Annotated in this window: 16 protein-coding genes; 9 read left to right on the forward strand and 7 right to left on the reverse strand. The window is 63.4% G+C overall.

Annotated features, from left to right (window positions below; all coding sequences use genetic code 11):
- Positions 1-3: 3 nt before the first annotated feature.
- Positions 4-1,956: a glycoside hydrolase family 97 protein gene (locus J2X24_RS02220; RefSeq protein WP_209715916.1), complete on the reverse strand. Its 1,953-nt coding sequence runs from the start codon at positions 1,954-1,956 to the stop codon at positions 4-6.
- Complete coding sequence (locus J2X24_RS02225; protein WP_209715919.1) at positions 1,940-2,080, reverse strand: hypothetical protein; 141 nt, start codon at positions 2,078-2,080, stop codon at positions 1,940-1,942. The genes J2X24_RS02220 and J2X24_RS02225 overlap by 17 nt, the downstream gene beginning before the upstream one ends.
- Positions 2,081-2,302: 222 nt before the next feature.
- On the opposite strand from J2X24_RS02225, the gene J2X24_RS02230 reads away from it, so the two are divergent.
- From J2X24_RS02230 to J2X24_RS02240, 3 genes are read left to right on the forward strand one after another with little or no spacing between them, the layout of a single operon-like run.
- On the forward strand, positions 2,303-3,604 hold the full coding sequence (locus J2X24_RS02230; protein WP_245344366.1) for an oligosaccharide MFS transporter: 1,302 nt from the start codon (positions 2,303-2,305) through the stop codon (positions 3,602-3,604).
- A gap of 11 nt (positions 3,605-3,615) precedes the next feature.
- Positions 3,616-4,800, forward strand: coding sequence for a glycoside hydrolase family 88 protein (locus tag J2X24_RS02235; RefSeq protein ID WP_209715922.1), 1,185 nt, complete (start codon positions 3,616-3,618; stop codon positions 4,798-4,800).
- On the forward strand, positions 4,800-5,738 hold the full coding sequence (locus J2X24_RS02240) for an ROK family protein (RefSeq protein WP_209715924.1): 939 nt from the start codon (positions 4,800-4,802) through the stop codon (positions 5,736-5,738). Before J2X24_RS02235 ends, J2X24_RS02240 begins: the two co-directional genes overlap by 1 nt.
- Here the strand turns inward: J2X24_RS02240 and J2X24_RS02245 are convergent.
- On the reverse strand, positions 5,700-6,809 hold the full coding sequence (locus J2X24_RS02245) for a LacI family DNA-binding transcriptional regulator (protein WP_209715926.1): 1,110 nt from the start codon (positions 6,807-6,809) through the stop codon (positions 5,700-5,702). The genes J2X24_RS02240 and J2X24_RS02245 overlap by 39 nt on opposite strands.
- Before the next feature lie 305 nt (positions 6,810-7,114).
- Here J2X24_RS02245 and J2X24_RS02250 point away from each other — a divergent pair, with 305 nt between their 5' ends.
- The 6 genes from J2X24_RS02250 (at position 7,115) to J2X24_RS02275 (ending at position 14,819) form a co-directional block, all read left to right on the forward strand.
- Entirely contained in the window at positions 7,115-8,026 is a 912-nt protein-coding gene (locus J2X24_RS02250; protein ID WP_209715929.1) for a glucosamine kinase nucleotide-binding domain-containing protein, read from the forward strand.
- A complete protein-coding gene (locus tag J2X24_RS02255; protein WP_209715932.1) occupies positions 8,023-8,784 on the forward strand; it encodes a copper homeostasis protein CutC in 762 nt (253 codons plus the stop codon). The genes J2X24_RS02250 and J2X24_RS02255 overlap by 4 nt, the downstream gene beginning before the upstream one ends.
- A 15-nt stretch (positions 8,785-8,799) precedes the next feature.
- Entirely contained in the window at positions 8,800-9,531 is a 732-nt protein-coding gene (locus J2X24_RS02260; protein ID WP_209715935.1) for a GntR family transcriptional regulator, read from the forward strand.
- Positions 9,532-9,693: 162 nt separating this feature from the next.
- The gene (locus J2X24_RS02265) at positions 9,694-10,434 is read left to right on the forward strand and encodes a GntR family transcriptional regulator (RefSeq protein WP_209715938.1); all 741 of its coding nucleotides are present in this window, start codon (positions 9,694-9,696) and stop codon (positions 10,432-10,434) included.
- Between the two features lie 107 nt (positions 10,435-10,541).
- Positions 10,542-12,632, forward strand: coding sequence for an alpha-L-fucosidase (locus J2X24_RS02270; RefSeq protein WP_245344367.1), 2,091 nt, complete (start codon positions 10,542-10,544; stop codon positions 12,630-12,632).
- Between the two features lie 12 nt (positions 12,633-12,644).
- Positions 12,645-14,819 carry an endo-beta-N-acetylglucosaminidase gene (locus tag J2X24_RS02275; RefSeq protein ID WP_209715944.1) on the forward strand — a complete coding sequence of 725 codons (2,175 nt, stop codon included), beginning with the start codon at positions 12,645-12,647 and terminating at the stop codon, positions 14,817-14,819.
- Between the two features lie 158 nt (positions 14,820-14,977).
- Here the strand turns inward: J2X24_RS02275 and J2X24_RS02280 are convergent, their stop codons facing one another.
- From J2X24_RS02280 to J2X24_RS02295, 4 genes are read right to left on the reverse strand one after another with little or no spacing between them, the layout of a single operon-like run.
- Positions 14,978-15,991 carry a glycosylasparaginase gene (locus J2X24_RS02280; protein ID WP_209715948.1) on the reverse strand — a complete coding sequence of 338 codons (1,014 nt, stop codon included), beginning with the start codon at positions 15,989-15,991 and terminating at the stop codon, positions 14,978-14,980.
- A 13-nt stretch (positions 15,992-16,004) separates the two neighbouring features.
- The gene (locus tag J2X24_RS02285) at positions 16,005-18,299 is read right to left on the reverse strand and encodes a GH92 family glycosyl hydrolase (protein ID WP_209715951.1); all 2,295 of its coding nucleotides are present in this window, start codon (positions 18,297-18,299) and stop codon (positions 16,005-16,007) included.
- A gap of 7 nt (positions 18,300-18,306) precedes the next feature.
- Positions 18,307-19,737, reverse strand: coding sequence for a glycoside hydrolase family 125 protein (locus tag J2X24_RS02290; RefSeq protein WP_209715954.1), 1,431 nt, complete (start codon positions 19,735-19,737; stop codon positions 18,307-18,309).
- Positions 19,738-19,745: 8 nt separating this feature from the next.
- Positions 19,746-21,596, reverse strand: a complete 1,851-nt coding sequence (locus J2X24_RS02295; RefSeq protein ID WP_209715957.1) for a glycoside hydrolase family 35 protein — start codon at positions 21,594-21,596, stop codon at positions 19,746-19,748.
- Positions 21,597-21,604: the final 8 nt, after the last annotated feature.

Consider the following 21,604-nt stretch of genomic DNA (forward strand, 5'->3'; position numbering starts at 1 on the left):
GCTTTATGTCCTCGTAAACCGGATGGCCTGCCCACCGGCTGCGTTCAGTTGCAGCTTCAGCTGCGTCGCCGCCGTGACGGCATCCGTCTGGATGACGACCGGCGTCCTGTTGGCGGGGCGGCTGAGTTTGCCATCCATGTACCGTGTGGCCGACCAGTTGCCCTGGCCGAGAAAAGCCAGGTCGATCTCGACGCGGCGCTCCATCTCATTGGTGATGGCGCCCAGGTACCAGGCGTCGCCGCTGCGCCGGGCGATGATCACATATTCGCCGATCTCGCCCGCGATGGCGCGGGTTTCGTCCCAGGTCGTCGGAACGGCATCGAACCAGGCCAGCTCAGGCCAGGGCTTGCTCGCATACTTCTCCGGCTTGTCGTACCAGTAGAGCATCGACAGCGGACTGTAGCAGGTGACGGCCAGCGCCAGCTGGTGCGCATTGGTCGTCTGGTTGCGTTCCTCGGCGTAGCAGATCGTGTAATCGATCGGTCCGACAATCGACCGGGTATAGGCCAGGGTGACATTGTGACGGGCCGGCGGGAACTGCTCGTTGCCCTTGACGCCTTCAAGCGTCAGATAGTTCGGCAGGGTGGTCTCAAGGCCGGCGGGCCTCAGATTGTCATGCAGGTTGACGACCATGCCGTGGTCGCCGAACGCCTTGACGACCTTGTAGATGAAATCGACATCGACCTGCCGCCCCTCCCACATGAAGCCAAGCTTGACGCCCGCCACGCCCCACTTCTGGTACAGCCGGCACATGTCCTCGAGCGCGCGGGTCACCGCCACGCGGTCGATATAGAGCACGACCCCGATGCCCTTCGCCTTGGCGTAGTCGATGACCTTCTGCAGATCGAGCGCGGCGATGGGATAGGTCGGCTCCGAGGCATCCGTGCCGTCGCCATACCAGTGCGCATCGAACAGGACGTACTTGATCCTGCGCGCTTCAGCGAAATCCACTGCGCGCAGGGACGCCTCGGTCGAATAGGGCTTCATGATGCGAAACATGTGCCCTGCCTTGATCCACGACACGTCGCCCAGTTGGTTAGGCGTCGCCAGGGTCGGGACGACGTGATGGCGTTCGATCAGGCCCTTGGCGCTGTCCGCCACCATGACGACACGCCAGGGGGTTTTCTGGCCGATCTCGATATCGAATTCCGGCTGCGGCGGCGTATCGTCCTGGCCTCCCCAGCCAGTCGCCCGGCCGGGATAGGTCATAAGGTGAGACACAATGGCCTGTGCCGACAAGGGCGCCGCCATGCACCTCGGATAATGCAGGCGGTCAGATTCCGCCACCACGGTGTACAGCCCGTTGCCGACCTCCACGGTCAGCGGCAGGTCCGCCAGCCGTCCCTTGTCGGAGGATGCGGTCAGGTCGGGATGTTCCAAGGGCGCCATCGCGGCCTGGGACGAGACGTGGACATCGCCTTCGTCGCGGCTCGCATAGACGCGGGCGGCGGCCGGGAACTGAAACAGGGTGCGCTCGCCCGCCAGCCTGACGGTCTTCGTGCCCGGGGCGTCCAGGATTTGATAGCGGACGGCCGCGGCGCCGTTCAGCACACGGACGATGATCGCGAACCGAATCTTCGCCCCGCGGTCGAACAGCGTCAGGGTGAACTCGTTCGACGACTGGTCGTAGCGGCTCGACTGGCCGTGAAGCGGCGCCCAGCTTCCGGCGATCTTCGCCGTCGTGGCGCTGATGACGTCGAGCGCGCCGTGGCCCAGCAGGCGTTGCTTGCCGGCCAGCCACAGGCCGAGGCCCGACGGCAACAGGACCGTCTTGCCGTCATAGGCGATCCGCCACGACGGCTGTTCCCCGGCAACCCTGATCTCGACCTTGAGCCGGCTGTCAGGGGAGACGACCGAAAAGGCGGCCGGCTGCCCTGTCTTCGCGGCGGCCGGAGCAGGGTTGGCGCCCGCGGCTCCGAAAGCCGCCATGGCGACCAATTCACGACGTGTCGGCATTGTCCTGCCCCTTTTGTGCTTTAAGCGCGCCGCAAGTCCGCACGGCGCTCACGGTCCGTTCCACCTCGATGCGCGCCGGAAGCCCGTCTGAAAACGGAATCTTGCCCGGTTTCACACGCATCATCTGCTGTTTGGCCTAACCTACACAACCTGATATCGATATCAACCCGAAAGTTTGATTGCGACCATATGGGAGTGGCGCGTTTTCGGCCATACTATGTATTGAGTAACCTCTTGGTCGCAAGAATCTGATATCGGACTATATACAATCGCTTTTTCGTCTGATATCGATATCAGAACCAACCGATAACAGTCCGGACATAGAGCTCCGGCGCGCAGGCAGGTAATGATGGCAGTTTCCCCGACAGTTTTGACGGAACGCAAGGACAGTCGAAAAATCTATGCGCTCCTGAGCCTCTATATGTTCGCCTATTTCGGCGCACAGGCCATGAGCATTTCACTGCTGTCGAACTGGCTGAAAAGCTCGCTTGGCCTGACCGGCGAGCAGACGGGCATTGTGTTCGCCGCCAACTTCATCGCCGCCCTGATCAGCCAGCCGCTTTACGGCTTCATCTCTGATAAGGTGGGCTATCGCCGCCATGTCCTGTTGTTCCTGGCGCTGATGGTTGGCGCCTGCGGCTTCTTCTTTATCTGGGTCTATGAACCGCTCCTGAAATCAAACCTGATGCTCGGCGCGGCATTGGGCGGCGCTTATATCGGCCTGACTTTCGCGGCCGGATCCTTTGCCCTCGAATCGTTCACGGACCGCGTCGGCCGCAAGTACGGCTTCGAGTACAGCCGCGTCCGGATGTGGGGCTCGCTGGGCTTCGCCTGCGCCGCCTTCTTTTCCGGCAGCCTGTTCAATATCGATCCGCATATCAACTTCTTCATCGCCTCGGCGACGGCCGTCGTCCTGCTGGGCGCGCTTGCCTTCGTCAGGATCGGGACCAGCCCCGACGAAGTCTCGGCCTCCTCGTCGCTGAAAGTCCGCGACGCCTTCGAAGTCCTGCGCCTGCCGAAGTTCTGGGGCTTCATGGTCCTGATCCTGGGCGTCACCAACCTCTATCTCGTCTTCGACCAGCAGTTCCCGGTCTATTACGCCTCCCAGTTCCCGACTGAGCAAATGGGCCGCGAAATGTTCGGCCGGCTGAACTCGGCCCAGATCTTCGTCGAGGCCGGCATGTTCTTCATCGCCCCCTTCATCGTCAACTTCGTCGGGATCAAGCGCGGCCTGCTGCTGGCATCGGGGATCATGATCATCCGCATCACAGGCTCCGGCCTGGTCACGGGGCCTGTCCTGATCTCATGCATGAAGATGCTGCATTCCATCGAACTCCCCATCCTCGCCGTCGCCATCTTCCGCTACATCGCCGCCCATTTCGAATCCCGCGTCTCATCCACCATCTACCTGGTCGGCGTCAGCTTCGGCCATTCGCTGGGCCTGGCCATCCTGTCCCAGCCGGTCGGCAAGGCCTACGACCTCATCGGCTTCCAGCATACCTACCTGGTCATCGGCCTGGGGGCGCTTGTCTGCTGGGCCGCGTCCATTTTCACACTTGCCCGCGACCCCGCGAAAACCCCCGCCAGCGCTGTCCCCGCCGCGCCGCCGGCGGGGACAGCGGATACGCCTGGCGACGTCACTCCCTGAAGCTTTGCATCATGTCACTCGCCTCCCCAAGTCTAATCGCCCGCCAGTCAAGCGCTCCGGGCACCCGGAACCTTGAGCCGCCTGCCTTCCTGACGGCCGCGATCGAGGCCGCCCTCGCGCGCATCGACAGCGTACTGCCGGCATTCACGGATGCCTGGCCCGAGCCATCGAGCATCGGCGGTATGTACCGGCCGATGGACAACACGGAATGGACCAACGGGTTCTGGACCGGCATGCTCTGGCTGGCCTACGAACTGACCGGCGCCGAACGCTACCGCGCGGTGGCGGAACGGCACGTCGACAGTTTTCATGACCGTGTCTTCCAGCGGATAAACATCAACCATCACGATCTCGGCTTCCTCTACTCGCTGTCCTGCGTCGCGGCCTACCGCCTTACGGGCTCGCAGAAGGCCCGCGGCGCGGCGCTGGAGGCCGCTGACAGGCTGCTCGACCGCTACCTCCCGCAAGCCGGCATCATCCAGGCCTGGGGCGACCTGACGGATCCCGACGAGGCCGGCCGGATGATCATCGACTGCAATCTCAACCTGCCGCTTCTGTACTGGGCAGCGGCGGAAACACGCGATGCCCGCTTTTCGGACGCCGCGACGAACCATATCAGGAAGGCTCAGACCTTTATCGTCCGGCCGGACAACTCCACCTTCCACACCTTCCATATGGATCCGGTCACCGGCGAACCGAAGTTCGGCTCGACCCACCAGGGGGCATCGGACCACTCGTGCTGGGCGCGCGGCCAGGCCTGGGGCATTTCAGGCTTTCCGCTGAACTATCGCTACCTCAACGACCCGACGCTCATCGCGACCAGCGCCGACCTCGCGGACTATTTCCTGGCCCGCCTTCCCGACGACCAGGTGTGCTGCTGGGACCTGATCTACACGTCCGAAGGCGTGCAACGCGATTCGTCCGCCGCCGCCATCGCGGCCTGCGGCCTGCTCGAACTGGCGGCCTTCATGCCGGAAACCGAAGGGGCAAAGTACCACAATGCCGCCGTCAGGATCGTCGAATCCCTGGCGCGTGACTATGCATCGAAAGCCGGCGATCCCGGCAACGGCCTTCTGAAGCACGGCGTCTATCACATGCCCAAGCGGATCGGCGTCGATGAGTACTGTATCTGGGGCGACTATTTCTACCTCGAAGCCCTGGTCCGCCTCCATCAGAATTGGGTGCCCTATTGGTAATGCAGATCGGCATTGATTTTGGCGGGACGAAAATCGAAGCCGCCGCCCTGGACGGCAACGGGACCATCGTCACCCGCATCCGGCGCGCCAATCCGGGCAATTACGACGATGCCGTCAGGGCTGTCCGCGACCTGGTCAGGATGATCGAGACAACCGCAGGGCGGCGCGGCACGGTTGGCGTTGGCACGCCCGGCTCCGTCTCGCCCACCACCGGCGTGATGCGCAATTCCAACTCGCTTTATCTCAACGGACAGCGCTTCAGGGAGGACCTCAGCGAAGCGCTCATGCGCGAGGTCCGCCTGGCCAACGACGCCAACTGCTTTGCCCTGAGCGAGGCCGTCGATGGCGCCGGCGCGGGCAGCGCCGTCGTTTTCGGCGCCATCCTCGGCACGGGCTGCGGCGGCGGGCTGGTCGTCGGCGGCAAGCTGATCGCGGGCGCCAACGGGATCGGCGGCGAGTGGGGCCACAATCCCCTCCCCTGGCCGTCCGTTCAGGAAAATCCCGGACCGAGCTGCTATTGCGGGCAGCATGGCTGTCTGGAACAATGGATATCCGGGTCGGGCCTGCAGCGGGACTACCTCTCGCACGCGCGCCAGCCCATGAATGCGGTCGACATCATCGCCCAGGCGCGCGCCGGCAATGACAAGGCTGAAAACGCCTTCGACCGGTTTGTCAGCCGCCTGGCGCGGGCCCTGGCCACGATCTGCAATGTCGTCGATCCGGACGTCATCGTCGTCGGTGGCGGCCTCAGCAATGTGGCGGAGATCTATGAACGCCTGCCCGGGATCATTCGCGCCCACGTCTTTTCCGACGCCTGGTCGGCCCGCATCGTTCCCGCGCAATGGGGGGATTCCTCAGGCGTACGCGGTGCGGCGCGCCTCTGGTCGCTTGAGGAAGCCTTAGCGCGGAAGGATACCGCCTTCGTAAACCCCAAATAGTTCCGGGCGGGGCACGGGCCCCGTCGAGGCACGCTCCTGGAGCGTATATTTCATCACAAGCTGCCGCGGCCGCAGCGTCTTGCCTTCGCGGATCTCCCGTATCTTGTCGGCGATGGTCGCGACCGCGGCCTGGCCCATCTCGGCCAGCGGCTGATGGATGGTCGTGATCTGCGGCCAGATGGTGGTCGCCAGCGGCGTGTCGTCGAACCCGCAAACGCTCAGGTCATAGGGAATCTTGATTTTCATGCCGTGGCACAAAGAGATCACGGCGGCGGCCATCTCGTCGTTCGAGGCGAAAATCGCCGTCGGCCGGTCCGGCAGGTTCAGCAATTGCTCGGCCGCGGTCAGCCCGGACTGATAGGTGTACATGCCCGGCGCGATCAGGCTCTCTTCGATGTCAAGCCCGGCCTCCGCCATCGCCGCCTGAAAGCCGCGAAGCCTTTGCAGCGTCGGTGTGTGCTGGGGATCGCCCTTGATGAAGCCGATCCGCTTGTGGCCGAGTTCGATCAGGTAGCGCGTCATGGCCGCCGCGGCCTCGAAGTCGTCGATCCGGACGGCCGACACGTCTTCCAGAGGCGCGGCGGTCGCCAGCGCCAGGACCGGAATGCCTTCGCGTTTGAGCATATGGACAGTGGGCGCCGAATCGCAAAGTGGCGGCGGCAGGATGATTCCGTCCACGCCTTTCTGTATCAGCCGTTCCATGGCCTTCTTCTGCGACTGCAAGCCGTCGCAGCTTTCCAGTAGTAGTTGCCCGCCTCCCCGCGAGGTTTCTTCGAGGGCGCCGAGCAATATCTGATTGAGATATCCCGCCGACGGGTTCGAATAGAGGATCCCGAGCGTAACCTTTGCCTGCCCGGCGCGCGTCGAACGCGCGGCTTCGTTGACCGAGTAGTTCAGCGCTTCGATCGAAGCAAGAACCTTGCTTCTCAAGGGTTCCCGGACGTTTACCTTGCGACTGATGACCCGGGAAACGGTCATGGCGGACACACCCGCGTGACGCGCGACATCGTGGATCGTAAGGTTGCGACCTTCCTCAGGGGGCAGCTTCTGGCTCATCTCGCTCGAAGACATCCTTGATATCCGCTCATCTTATTGGCTCACCCCATGTTATCAATATCGCGATAATGCAGATTCTAACACCCATTTATCAAGATTTGCTTCGCCCCGGCCTGAAAGCCATGTGTTTTAACCGCGTTGAACGGTAATGTTATCGATATCGGTCAAGGCTTGCCGTGCCCATCGAATTTTACATTCGACAATGTTTTTATAGACAAACAAGCCGAATTTGATATGACAAATATAGAAATTGGTAAGCACACAAGCACCTGGCCATTGTCCATCAGGAAGGCCGGGCCATTTGGGGGATTGCGTTTGTAATGGTTCCACTGAGGCCTTCCCCCTATATTATCGGCGTGGATGGCGGCGGAACGCGCTGCCGGGTGCGGCTGCAGTCCGCGGACGGACAGGTCCTGGCCGAGGGTGAGAGCGGTCCCGCCAATATCCGTCTGGGCCTTGACCTGGCGTGGTCTCACATCGCCGAAGCGATCGACGCCGCATTGCAGGCGGCCGGCCTGACGCGCGACATCCTGCCGGCGGCAGCGGCGGGCCTGGGCCTGGCCGGCGTTCTGACCGAGAAGGATGCCTATGAGACACGCGCCCACTCTCTGACTTTCGGGGTCCTGCCTTTCGGCGCCGTGACGATCGCCAGCGACGCCCACATTGCCTGTCTGGGCGCGTTCGCCGGCGGTGACGGCGCCATCCAGATCGCCGGCACGGGCAGCTGCAGCTACCTCATTGCCGATGGCCAGGGTCGCCAGATCGGCGGCTGGGGCTTTGTCCTCGACGAGCGCGGCTCGTCGGCCGCCCTCGGCCGAGACGCGGTCAAGGCGGCGCTAAACACGCTGGATGGCCTGATCCCCGAAAGTCCGCTGACCCAAGCCCTGATCGCCCTGTTTGGCAGCGGCGCGGCGGCGGTCGACTGGTCGGAAAGCGCGACACCGGCCCAATATGGCGGCCTGTCCCCCATGGTGTTCGACCACGCCCGGCAGGACGATCCGGTCGCCCTGTCGCTGCTTGGCACCCTGGCGGGCGATATCGACCGCTATATCCGCCATCTCGTTTCGCTCGGCGCGCCGGGCGTCTGCCTGATGGGCGGGCTGGGGCAGCACATCCGGCCGTGGCTGGCGGCGGACGTCGTAGCCTGTCTGCGTGAACCGCGCCGCGATCCCTTAAGCGGCGCGATCCTGCTGGCCACGGGCCGGGACATCCCGCAGAGGCAGTCCGCATGACCGCCCTGCTCGAAGTCTGCGTCGACACCCCTGAAGGCCTGAATGTCGCCACGCGCTATGGCGCCGATCGTATCGAACTGTGCGCCAGCCTCGGCGTCGGCGGCCTGACGCCCAATCTCGGCCTGATGCGCATGGCGGCCGCCACAGGCTGCCCGACACGCGCCATGATCCGCCCCCGCCAAGGCGACTTCGTCTATACCGAGGTCGAAGCCTCGGTCATGCTGCACGACATCGACGCCGTCGCCATGATGGGCCTGGAAGGGGTGGTGATCGGCTGCAATCACGCCAATGGCGCGCTTGACACCGCCCTGCTGGAGCGCCTGGCGCGCCACGCCCATGCACTCGAACTGAAGCTGACCCTGCACCGTAGTTTCGACCTGGTGCCGGATCAGCTCGAAGCCCTGGCGATCGTCCAGTCGCTGGCGATCGACGCGATCCTGACCTCGGGCGGCGCGGATACCGCCTTGGCCGGGACGGACGCCATCGCCCGGCTGGTGGCGGCGAGCGCCCTGCCCGGTGGCGGCGCGACCGAGATCATCGCGGGCGTCGGTGTTACGGCCGATACGGTCAGCGACATCATCCGCCTTACCGGTGTCACGGCTGTCCACGCTTCGTGCAGTCGCGTTGACCCCAGCCCCGACACCGACGCCGTCCGCTTCGGCTTTGCCGATCCTGACCTGCGCCAGACGGATGCCCGGCTGGTGACACTGCTCAGCAATGCCGTGCGCGCGCCGACCACCGTTGCGGCCGTCCGCTGAAAAGGAGGAGACACCATGACATTCTTCTCGGCCATCGATAGTTCCGAACCGCGTCATGGCCCACTGTACATGCAGGTCGAGCGCATCCTGCGCGACGGTATCCGCGACGGCGAATATGCCGGCGACGCCGCCTTGCCGACCGAGCGCGCCCTGGCGGAAAAATACGGCGTATCGCGCCTGACGGTCCGTAAGGCGCTGTCGGACCTCGAACGCGAAGGCCTGCTGGTGCGCCGCCGCGGCGCCGGGACCTTCATTGCGTCGCGGCCCGCGGCCGCCAATGGCGGCTTCTCCTTCACCGAAAACATCATGAAGAATAGCCCGGAAGCGCGCAGCGTCTGGCTTATGACGGAAACCGGGATCGTCTCCGCCGACGAATCCATGATGCTGGGCCTGGCGCCCGACGCGCGCATCCACCGTCTGAAGCGGACCCGCTATGCGTCCGATACGGCCGTCGGTGTCGAGGCGACCCTGGTGCCGCATTACCTCGGCAAGGGCGCGCTGAACGTCGCCGAATCGCTTGAGGACGCCCTTCGGGCCTGCGGGATGGGGCCTGTGCGCGCCCTGCAGCGCCTGCGCGCCGTAACCCTGCAATCACCTGAGGCCGATCTCCTGGGCGTCCCTGCCGGCGTCCCCGGCTTCCTGATCGAGCGCCGCAGCTTCCTCGACGACGGCCGCACCGCCGAACTGACAAAGGCCTGGTATCGCGGGGACATGTCCGACCTGATGGCGGAAATCACCCTGGCCTGACTCCAGGCGTCCAGGCCATTCTTCGGTAAAAAACGTGTACGGGGAGATTTTACCTGTCATTATTGGAGTTGATGCAATAGTACCAACTGTCATATGTGAAAATAACACGTGTGTATGTTGGTCATATCAACGCATCACTTCGATCGTGAGTCGGGAGCCTCCATGTCGTCAACCAAGCGTGCACCGGCGGAGTCGGGCGCCAAGGCCGCAAGCCTTTATCTCCAGTTGCAGGATACGCTGAGGGACGCCATCACCAGCCGCAGGCTGGCGCCGGACGCCGCTATTCCGACCGAGCGCGAGCTGGCCGAGGAGTTCAAGGTCTCGCGAATCACCGTGCGCAAGGCGGTCGACGGCCTGGTCTATGAAGGTCTTCTGACGCGCCGCCAGGGCGCCGGCACCTTCGTCAACAAGCGCGTCGAAAAGAGCTATTCCAAGATGTCGTCCTTCACGGAGGACATGATTTCGCGCGGCCGCGTGCCGTCAAGCAAGTGGCTGTCGAAATCGGCGGGCCTGGTCAATCCGGAAGAGGCGCTGGCCATGGGCCTGTCGCCCGGCACAACGGTTTTCCGCTTCAATCGCATGCGTTTTGCCGACGGCACCTCGATGGGACTCGACTACGCCACCGTGCCGGCCAACTGCCTGCCGTCACTCGATGCCGTTACGAACTCGCTCTATGAAGCGCTGGAAGCCGCCGGCACCCGCCCGGTCCGCGCCCTGCAACGTCTGCGCGCCGTGGCCTTTAACGCCGAACAGGCGCAGCTCCTGGAAATCCCGGTCGGCTCCCCCGGCCTGCTGATCGAACGGCGCGGCTTCCTGGCCGATGGCCGCCCGGCGGAATACACGCAATCCTACTATCGTGGCGATGCCTACGACCTGATGTCCGAATTGAGCCACATCGCTTAAATTTTCATAAGAAAAATCGTTTTTATCGTTGCCAATCTCCATGGCCGCGATAAGTTGTCATGACCAATTCGACCGGCTCGACAAAACCGGGACACAGGGGAATGGACATGACGAGTTTCACGCGACGCCACCTTATCCTGGCCGGGACCGCAGCGAGCTTGAGCGCGCCCCTGCCTGCCCTGGCCGCCGGCAGCGCACCGAAGGCCTACGGCGCCACGCCGTCACCGCGCCAGTACCGGTGGCACAACCGGACGGCCTACGCCTTCGTCCATTTCACCATCAACACCTTTACCGACAGGGAATGGGGCTATGGCGACGAAAGCGTCAACCTGTTCAATCCGACCGATTTCAGCGCCGACCAGATCGTCGAAGCGGCCAAGGCCGGTGGCCTGACGGGCCTGATCCTGACCGCCAAACACCACGACGGCTTCTGTCTGTGGCCCAGCGCCTACACGGAGCATTCGGTCAAGAACAGCCCCTACAAGAACGGCAGGGGCGACATTGTCCGCGAGATGTCCGAGGCTTGTGGGCGCCACGGCCTGGCCTTTGGTGTCTACCTTTCGCCCTGGGACCGCAATCACTCCGAATACGGCCACCCTGCCTATGTCGAATATTACCACAACCAGCTGCGCGAACTGACGACGCAGTATGGCAAACTGTTCGAAGTCTGGTTCGACGGCGCCAATGGCGGCGACGGCTATTATGGCGGCGCCCGTGAAACGCGCCGCATCCATGCCCCGACCTATTATGGTTGGGACACGGTGCGCGCCATCGTGCGCAAGAACCAGCCGGACGCCGTCATGTTCGCTGACGCCGACATGGATGTGCGCTGGGTCGGCAACGAAGAAGGCCACGCCGGCGATCCCTGCTGGCCGACGGTCGATACCACGCCCTACACCCAGGAAAAGGGCAACAAGGGGGTGCGCGGCGGGCCGATCTGGAACCCGGCCGAAACCAATGTCTCCATACGGCCGGGCTGGTTCTGGCACGCGGACGAAAAGCCCCGCACGCCGGCCAACCTGACCAAGATCTATTTCGAGTCGATTGGCCGCGGCACGACCCTGTTGCTCAATCTGGCGCCGGACCGCCGGGGCCGCGTACCGGACGCGGACGTCATGTCGCTGAAAGCCTGGAAGGCGATCATCGACAAAACCTTTTCCCGCAATCTGGCGGCCGGCGGCACGGTCACAGCGTCCACAGCCTTCGGCAGCGGTTACGCCGCCACCAATATTCTGAAGCCCGGCAAGTTCTGGGCGGCCAAGGACAGCGATCGCGCGGGCGCCTGGACGGAAATAACCCTGCCATCCGTGCGGACTTTCGATGTCATTCGTTTTGCTGAAGACATCCGGCTCGGCGTCCGTGTCGACGACTACGCCGTCGATGTCTTTGACGCCAAGGGCTGGCGCGAAGTCGCCCGCCACACCTCCATTGGCCACGAGCGCCTGATCCGGCTGCCCGCGCCGGTGACCGCCTCTAGGGTCCGCCTGCGCATCCTGACGGCGGCCGCCTCGCCGGTCATCGGCAATTTTGGCCTGTTCCTCATGCCGCCGGTCCTGGAAGAGCCCATTGTCCGCCGTGATTCCAAAGGCATGGTCACCCTGACGGCCACGGCGGCCGGACAGAGCCTGTTCTACACCGCCGATGGCAGCGAACCGACCGCCAGCAGCACGGCTTACAGTGCGCCCTTTGCCTTGACGCGGGGGGGCGTCGTCAAGGCCATGGCCCGCGATGACCGGACGGGGGTGGCTAGCGCGGTGACAACGGTTGAATTCGACGTGTCGCCGGCAAACTGGACCGTCGTTAAATCCAATATCGACACGCCCGACGCCCTGCTTCGGGGAGAGACCTTCACCGGACCTGACGGACAGCCGATCGAAGCCATCATTGATCTTGGCGAGACACTCGACGTCAAGGGATTCGTCCTGGCTCCGCCCGTGCAGAACATTTCGCTCGGGATCGACCGCGTCAATCGCATGGGGCCGCCGGCCGGCTATGAAGTCTGGGTCAGTGCCGATGGCGCACAATGGGGCGACATGTCGGCCGAAGGCGAATTCTCCAATATCGCCGCCAACCGGACCGGACAGCGTATCAGCTTCGCGACACCTAAATCCGGCCGATACGTGCGCATCCGCCTGCCACGCGCTGTGCAGGACAAGCCGGTGATCGCCGTTGGAAAAATCGGTATCATCACCCGTTAAGCAGAAGCCAAAATGTCCCATTTCTCCGCCGACCGCCGTCAGTTCTTCCGCATGACCGCCGCCACCGCCGCGGTCACCGCCCTGCTGCCGGGCCTCAGCCATGCCGCCGACAGCCAGTCGATCAGCCCGGTCTATCCGCTGAACGCGCCCGGCGAAGCCTGGGACGTCTTCAAGGCCTACGATCCTGAAACCGATCCGAACGCGCCGTTTTACCGCTCGCACGTCAAGCGCGCCGCCCGTATCGCGCCGCTCAACGCCACCCAGGCGCAGCCCGGCCTCAAGCCCGAGGTTCCGGCCGCGACGCTGTTCGCCGCCTATCTGACGCTGGAAGGCCCGGACGAGGATCTCAACCGCGCCCGCTATCAGACGGGCGCAAAGAGCCGCCCGCATGTCGAACGCTTCTGGCAATACCAGGACGTCGTCGTCGGCTGGAACACCACCGGCCTGGTGCCCAATCCGGCCATGGTCGATGCCGCGCATCGCAACGGCGCCATCTGCCTCGGCTGCGTCTTCCAACCCGACGTACGCATGTTCAACGGCACCGATCTGCCACGGCCCGAAGTGGCTAAGAAGCTGGTCAAGCTGTGCCAGTATTTCGGCTTTGACGGCTATTTCGTCAATTTCGAAAGCTATACGGCCGAAGACGCCCGCGCCATCCAGGACCTGATCGCCGACATGAAGACGGCGGCTCAGCAGGCGGGCCTCAACGACTTCCACATCCAGTATTACGACGGTTATACCGACGTGAAATCCGTCTGGCCCGGCCCGCCGCACGTCGACGGCAGCGAGCGCAAGGCGTCGGAGCCCCGCGCCGACTCGATGATGATCGACCAGGGCTGGAGCAATTACGGCCTGACGCGTGGCTGCTGTTCGGGCCACGCCCTGACCGAACTGGCCGATCCCGCCAAGACCGGAGGCGGCTATGAGCAAAACGACATCTATTACGGCCTGCAACTCTATCCGGGCCCCGGCTATATGGGCCTGGTCGCGCCGCGCGTCATCACGCCGAACGGCGGCCCGTCGCAGGGCGGTTTGCAGATATACAGCGTCGAGGATGGCCTGCGCAAAATGCGCCGCGCCCGCGTCGATCAGTTGAAAGCCTTGAAGGCGCCGACGGCGGCCGACCGCACGGAACTGCTCAGCCTGACCGACCCCAATCTGGTGCGCAAGTCTTGGTATCGCCTGCATCAGAGCTTCTGGTCCGGCAAGACCGGCAGCCCTGCCAATGGCAATAACCCGACGCCGGCGCAACTGGCCATCTATGGCGATGCCGAACGCCGCAAGGTCTATACCGACTATCAGGCGCCCGGCCAGGCCAGCGACCAGCTTCGCCTGCCGATCACCTATGGTGTCGCCAACTTCATCGTTGAGCGTTCGGTCGTGGGCACCCTGCCCTTCGTCACGCGCTTCAATACCGGCGAAGGCGCGCGCTTCTTCCATGAGGGCGTGCAGACGGGCGGAGCCGCTTGGTTCAACCTCGGCATCCAGGACATCTTGCCCAGTTGGGCGTGGTGGACCAAGGGTGCGGCTCTGGACGTCGACTACGACTTTACGGATGCCTGGGATGGCGGATCGTCCCTGCGCGTTGCCGGCACGCTCGATCAACCGACCGAGGTGCGCCTCTACAAGACCGAAGTCGCACTGTCGGCATCGTCGACCGTTGGCCTGGTCTATAAGGGCGGCAGCAAAGGCAAGATGAAGGTCGGCCTGGTGTTCAAGGACGCGCCGGCTCAGGTCGAGTGGGTTGCGGTCACCGGCGGTCAGGCGTTGAAAAACGGCTGGCTGCGCTGGAGTGGGAACCTCGGTCAGTTTGCCGGCCGGACACTCGTCACCGTTTCGCTCGGCTTCGAAGGCACGGGCGCTTATGCCGTCAATATCGGCGAGCTGTCGTTGAGCGACCGTCCCGCCGCCGCGCCCGCCGCACCGCAAGGCTTCCGGATTGAGAAGGCTCGCGTCCTGTCGGGCGGTAAGTCGGCGGAACTGCGCCTGCAATGGACAGCGGATGCCGGCGTCGATGCCTATGACCTGTTTGCCGACCGCGTCTGGCTCGGCCGGATCAGCGGCGACGCCTACTACGTCGCCAACCTGCCGCGCGGCAAGGCAAGCACAACGACACTTTCGCTGACGCCGATCGTCAACGGCGCAGCAAAAGCGCCATCTGCAACAACCACGTTTACTTGGGCTTAAAAAGGCCCCCCTTCCGTCAGCTTCGCCGAAGGCTCGCTGCCACCTTCCCCGTAAACGGGGAAGGAATTAAGTGAGACAATTCAAATCGTTCCTTCCCCGTTTACGGGGAAGGTGGCATTTGCGGAGCAAATGACGGAAGGGGGATATTCGGTGCTAAATCAAGCAAAGAAGCTCTTCGCAGGCACGACTGTATCTGTCGCCTTGGCATCGCGCTGGGCATAGACAAAGCCCTTCTGGATGGCGAACGCACCGACCTGGCCCTTTGTGTTCAAGGCCAGGAACCCGACCTGAAGCGTCTTGGCGGCTTCCGGGCGGCGGCGGACGATACGCATGACCGCTTCTTCGCAGGCCTTTTGCGGCGACCGGCCCTGGCGCATCAGCTCGACGACCAGGAAGCTGCCGGCATTGCGGATGACTTCTTCGCCGACACCAGTCGAGGTCGCGGCACCGATTTCGCCGTCGACATAGAGGCCGGCACCGATGATCGGGCTGTCACCGACGCGGCCGCGCAGCTTCCACGCCATGCCCGACGTCGTACACGCACCCGACAGACGTCCCTGCCCGTCAAGCGCCAGGATACCCAGCGTATCGTGATTGTGCTCATCGCCCGGCATCTTGCTGTTGGGCACATGGCCATAGGTCGACATCTCGCTATTGGCGACGGGCTGATAGTTCTGCACCTTCAGCCATTCACGCCAGGCGGCCTCGGATTCCGGCGTCAAAAGTTCTTCCTTCGGGAAGCCCTGCTCGATGGCGAATTGCAGCGCGCCATCGCCGACGAGCAGGACGTGCGGCGTCTTTTCCAGCACACGGCGCGCGACCGAAATCGGATGGGCGATGTGTTCCAGCGCCGCGACACCGCCACAGCGCCATTGTTCGTCCATGATGCAGGCGTCGAGCGAGACGTGGCCATCGCGGTCCGGATAGCCGGCGCGGCCAACGCTGTGGTTCTTCATGTCAGCTTCGGGCACGCGCGCACCGGCTTCGACGGCATCGAGCGCATGGCCGCCGCCCTGGATCACCGACCACGCCGCCTGATTGGCGGCAACGCCAAAGTCCCAGGTCGAAACAACGACGGGCTTTACGGGGCTTGCAGCCTTCGCGGTGCCGGCAAGACCGCTCAGGGCGGAGGCCACCAGTGAGGCTTTGACGAAATCGCGGCGGTCGGTCATGTCGGTTCCCGGTTCAGGTAAAGGAAGGTGGACGGTCGCCCATATTGGCGCCAAATTGTGTGTTGGGCTCAGGTCCCATATCAAAGCGCAAAGTCCCGCCACGCACCAGATCGGCGTGGCGAATAAAGCTCTTGGTATAGGGTTTGCCGTTCCAGCTTACCGCCTGGACATAGATGTTGGCGGCAGTGTTGGCTGGCGCCTCGATGACCAGCTTTTTACCCCTGGCCAGGGCGACCTCGGCCTTACGCACCAGCGGCGAGCCGAAGACATAGTTGCCGCTGACCGGATCGACCGGATAAAGCCCCAGCGCGCTCATCAGGTACCAGGCGCTCATCTGGCCGCAGTCCTCATTGCCTTCCAGGCCGTCGGGCGCCGCGCGATACATGTCGCGCATCAACTGGCGGACTCTACCTTGCGTCTTATACGGGCTGCCGGTGTAGGCATAGAGATAGGCAACGTGGTGGCTGGGCTCATTGCCGTGGGCGTATTGCCCGACCAGCCCCGTGATATCGGCCAGCGACTTTTCCTCGGCATTGGCGGGTTCGACAAACAGGGCATCCAGTTTCGCCTCATAGGCCTTTAGACCACCGAACAGCTCGGCGTAGGCGTAGATGTCGTGCTGATTGAGGAAGGTCGCCTGCCAGCCATTGGTCTCGGTATAGTCGCGCCACTTGGTCTGATCGTGGCCGAGCGAATGCGGATTATACGGCGTCACGAAGCTTCCATCGGCACGGCGGCCGCGGACAAAGCCGATATCGCGGTCGAACAGGTTGCGGTAGTTGCGCGACCGCGTTTTCAACGCCTCCGCCGTCTTGCGCGCACCGATGGTCGCCGCCAGCTTTGAGGTGCACCAGTCGCTGTAGGCATATTCCAGCGTCCGCGACACGGCCTCGTCGACCTTGTCGGCCGGAATGTAACCAAGCTGGCGATAGAGCCCCATGCCATGGACATCATCGACAAAGGCGCGCTTGCTCAGGACTTCGAGACCGGCCTTGTAGTCGATGCCCTTGAAGCCCTTGACGGCCGCCTCGGCCATGACGGCGGCGGCGTGGTAGCCGATCATCATGTCGGTTTCGCGCCCTTGCAACGGCCAGATCGGCACGCCGGCCGGGCTCTGCTGGCCCATGCGCACCAGACCGCCGACCATGCCCGGCACGCGTTCGCTTTGCGTCAGGGTGAAGAACGGATGGACGGCGCGATAGGTGTCCCACAGGCTGTAGGTCGAATAGTTGGCTTCGCCGGGTTTCAGCGTATGGACGGCGTTGTCCATGCCGCGATAGCGACGATCGACGTCGTGGAAAACAGTCGGCGCCAGCAGCATGTGATAATGGGCGGTGTAGAATATCCGCTGATCGACATCGTCGCTGAAGGTCGCCTTGACCTTGGATAGTTCGCCTTCCCAGGCGTTGCGGGCGGCGGCGTGAACGCGGTCAAAATCGAAGTCGGGCAGCTCGGCGTCGAGATTACGCAGGGCGCCGTCGATATCGACGGCGGAAATGCCGACCTTGATCAGCAATGGCTCGTCTCCAGCATCGGGGAAATGCAGCGCGGCTTTCAGGTTCTTGCCGGTGATGTGCGTGCCTTCGACCGGCTGGTTGTCGCTATAGAACTGCACGCGCGATATGGGCCGCGACAGCTTCATGGCAAAGAAGATCCAGCGTCCCGATGCCCACTGAAACACCTGACGGCCACCGACAATGGTGTCGTTGCCGATCAGGCGCAGGTGGGCGTTGTCGAGCACCATCTCGCGGTTCTCGCCCCACCACTTTTTGCCGCCATGGACGAAGTCGAGCAGGATGTGTCCGGTCTCGCCTTCCGGGAACGTATAGCGATGCAGGCCGGCGCGGTTCGTCGCCGTCAGTTCGGCGCGAATGCGCGTGTCGGTCAGGTGGACGCTGTAATAGCCGGGCCGCGCCGTTTCCGTTTCGCGGTCGTAGCGCGAGCGGTACCCCAAATCCGGATTATCGAGCGGCCCGGGCTCCAGATGCACCTCACCCGTCGCCGGCACCAGCAGGACGTCGAGCATATCGGGGCAGCCGGTGCCGCTCAGGTGGGTATGCGAAAAGCCCATGATCGAGCCGTCCGACTGATGGTAGCCGGAGCACGAATCCCAGCGGTCATTGCTGGTGTCGGGGCTCAACTGCACCATGCCGAACGGCACGGTGGCGCCGGGATAGAGATGCCCGTGTCCCCCGGTCCCGATAAACGGATCGACGTGGTCGCACAGATTGACCGGCCCGGCCCAGGCGAACGCAGGCAAGGCGGCGATCGACGCGGTTCCGGCAAGGACCTGACGGCGGGACAGCATCACGACCTCAGCTCAGCAGGTGCGGCTTTTCGGCCGCCAGATGCGTGATCAGGGTGCCGAACAGGCTGTTGGCCCAGGCGAACCACGACCGCGTAAAGATTGCGGCATCATCCTTGCCGACGCTTTCGTTCATAAAGCCGCGCGGACCGGCCGCGACCTTCAGCATCCGCAGACACTCGCGGATTTCGTCGTCGCTGTTGGACGTCAGGGCCTGGATCATCAGGGAGATCGGCCAGACGGTGTTCAAACCGGAATGCGGGCTGCCGACGCCTTTCAATACCTTGCCGTCGTAATAGTAGGGATTGCGATCGCTCAACACCACCGCGCGCGTGCGCAGGTACATGGCGTCGTCCTTGGCGCAGAAACCAAGGTACGCCAGGCTCAGCAGGCTCGGTACATTGGCGTCGTCCATGAACAGCGCATTGCCAAAACCATCGACTTCGTAGGCCCAGATGGCGTTGCCGTCCTTGTCCTTGGTGCGGCCGTAGACATAGAGCCCACGTTCGACCTCGCCAGCCAGGGCCAGGCAGTCGACGGCAAAGGCCGGATCGAGCCCCATGGCGTCGGCCTGTTTCGCCAACTGGCGCAGACTGACCACCGCAAAGGCATTGCCCGGGATGAAGTACGGATAGGTGCAGGCGTCGTCCGACGGCCGGAAGCCGGAATGGATCAGGCCGGTATATTTGGTCGGCCAGCCATAGCCGCGCGGCAGGGTCTCGGTCGGTTCCGATGCCGTGCGGTTGAAGCGGTAGGGTCCGTCATTGTCTTTCCGCTGCTGTTCGCGGAAGGTCTTGAGCACCATCCGCATTGCGGCCTGCCACGTCTCATCGAACGGCGTCGTGTCGCCGGTTGCCTCGATATACTGGTTGGCCAGGCGGATCGGATAGCACAGCGAATCGATCTCCCATTTGCGCTCGGCGACGCCCGGCTTCATGTCGGTCTGGTCGGTCAGCGACCAGGATAGGTCGGTTTTCGCCGTCGGGTCGCGCATATAGGCGTTGGCGTAGGGGTCGATCAGGATGCAGCGCGCCTGCCGCTGGAACAGGCCTTGGAACATGGTCCTGAGCGAAGCATCCTTGGCCGCCAGGGCGACATAGGGCTCGACCTGGGCCGAAGAGTCGCGCAGCCACAGGGCATTGATGTCGCCGGTGATGACGAAGGTGTCGGGTTTGCCGTCAACCGTGCCTGTCGTCACCGTGGTGTCGAGCGTGTTGGGGAAGCAGTTTTCGAACAGCCGCGCCAGTTCCGGGTCCTTGATCGTCTTGACCGTCTTCTTGATGACGGCTTCGACCGAGGCATTGGGGAATTTCCGCGTCGCGGCCGGCGGACGCTTGCCGCTGGCGACGACCGGCGACATGGCCGGGATTTCGGCAAGTGCGCGCGTGGCGGCAAAGGTCGCTGCCGCCGTCAGACCGAGGATGAGTTGCCTGCGTTGCATGTGCGCTCCTAAATCTGCACCAGACCCGGACGGTCCCAGATCTGGTTCTTGCCGCCGGCGACCGAACGTTCGGCGCCGTCGTGCAGGTCCAGCACGATGATCTCGTTGCGACCAGCCTTGAGGTACGGCGCCGGCACGAACAGGGCGTGCTGCGGGCCGACCGACCAGTGGCGGCCGAGGTTATGGCCGTTGACCCAGGCATAGCCCTTGCCCCAGCCGCGCATGTCGAGGAAGGTGTAGCCCACTTCGCTCAGATCGAAAGACCCGCGGTGGAAGGCCGGACCGGCGACATGCGCGGTCGAAAAGCGCAAAGCACTCAGGTCATCGAGCGGCAGGCCATAGTGCTCCCAGCCTTCGAGTGCCGTACCATTCAGGGTCACGTCGCCGATCAAGCCCTTCTGGTCCTTACCGATCTGATCGCCGTAATTGATGCGGCCCATGATATCGACGAGGACGTCGATGGTGTTGCCCTTTTTGGCGGCGATATCGATCTGCGTCTCGTGATAGCGGCGATCAAGCACGCCCGCCGGCACGCCGGCCACCGACGCTAACGCATAGTCACGGACTTCGCCGAAGGTTAGCGCGCCTTTGACGGCTGTTTTTGCTTTGTGGCGATAGAGGATCATGCCATGCGGCTGGTCGAGCTGTTCCAGGGTGCGCGGGCTTTTCGCCGTCACCGGTTTGCCAAGCAGTTGCGTCAGTGAGGCCTTTTCATGCAGGCGGAATCGCGTGATGTCGATCGCCTTTTCCGGCTCCGGCATCGCCGTGAAGCGCTCCTTGGGTAGGAAGGTCTGGAACAAGGCTTTTGCGGCTTCGTACTTCGGCGTCGGGCGCCCGGCTTCATCCAGCATGGCGTCGTAGTCATAGCTGGAAATGTCCGGCTGATAGGTCTTGCTGTTCTTGTCGAAATTGGCGCCGGCGTCGAAGCCATACGACGTGCCGCCGTGCAGCATGTAGAAGCTGATCGAGATCTTGTTCTCAAGCATCCATTTCAGGCTGTCGATCAGCGGCGGGATCGGCATGGACGAATGCATTTCGCCGAAGTGGTCGAACCAGCCGCCCCACAGTTCGGTGCACATGCGCGGGCCGGACGTCTTGAACTTGCCGAAGCGTTCGAACTCGACGCGCGCCTTGTCGTGCGTGCCGAAATTGATGCCATTGAACATCTCCGGCAAGGCGCCGTTCTCGATGACAGCCGCGCCATCGACCGTGTAGAGCGCGCCTTGGAAACCAGCCGCACGGACCTGATCCTTAACGGCGCGCATATAGGTCAGATCGTTGCCAAATGAGCCATATTCGTTTTCGACCTGGGTCATCAGGATCGGACCGCCGCGGTCGATCTCCAGATGCGCGACCTCCTGCCCGATGCGCTTCAGCCATTCGCCCGACGGGTCCATGTAACGCGGATCGAGCGAACGTGGACGGATGTCCGGATCGTTCAGCACCCAGCCGGGATAGCCGCCATTGTCCCATTCGCCGCAGATATAGGGGCCTGGGCGCAGCAGCACCCACAGGCCCTCTTCCTGAGCCGTCTTGATCCACGCCGCCAGGTCGAGATTGCCGGAGAAGTCAAAGACGCCTTTACGCTTTTCATGGGCGTTCCAGAAGACATAGGTCGACAGGGTATTCAGCCCCAGGGCCTTCAGCTTGCGCAGGCGGTCGCGCCAAAGTTCGCGTGGAATGCGCGGATAGTGCATCTCACCGGCCATCAGGTGCAGCGGCTTGCCATCGAGGACGAAATCATCGCCGACAATGCCAAAACGCGGATTGGCAGCCAGGGCGGCGCCGGCAGGAATGAGACCGGCGGCGGCGGCCGAAAACGCGGTCATGGCAGCGAGGAGGTCTCTGCGGGTGGTCATAAAAGTAC

Origin of the sequence: Asticcacaulis solisilvae (assembly GCF_017875235.1) — a bacterium.
Taxonomy (GTDB): Bacteria; Pseudomonadota; Alphaproteobacteria; order Caulobacterales; family Caulobacteraceae; genus Asticcacaulis; species Asticcacaulis solisilvae_A.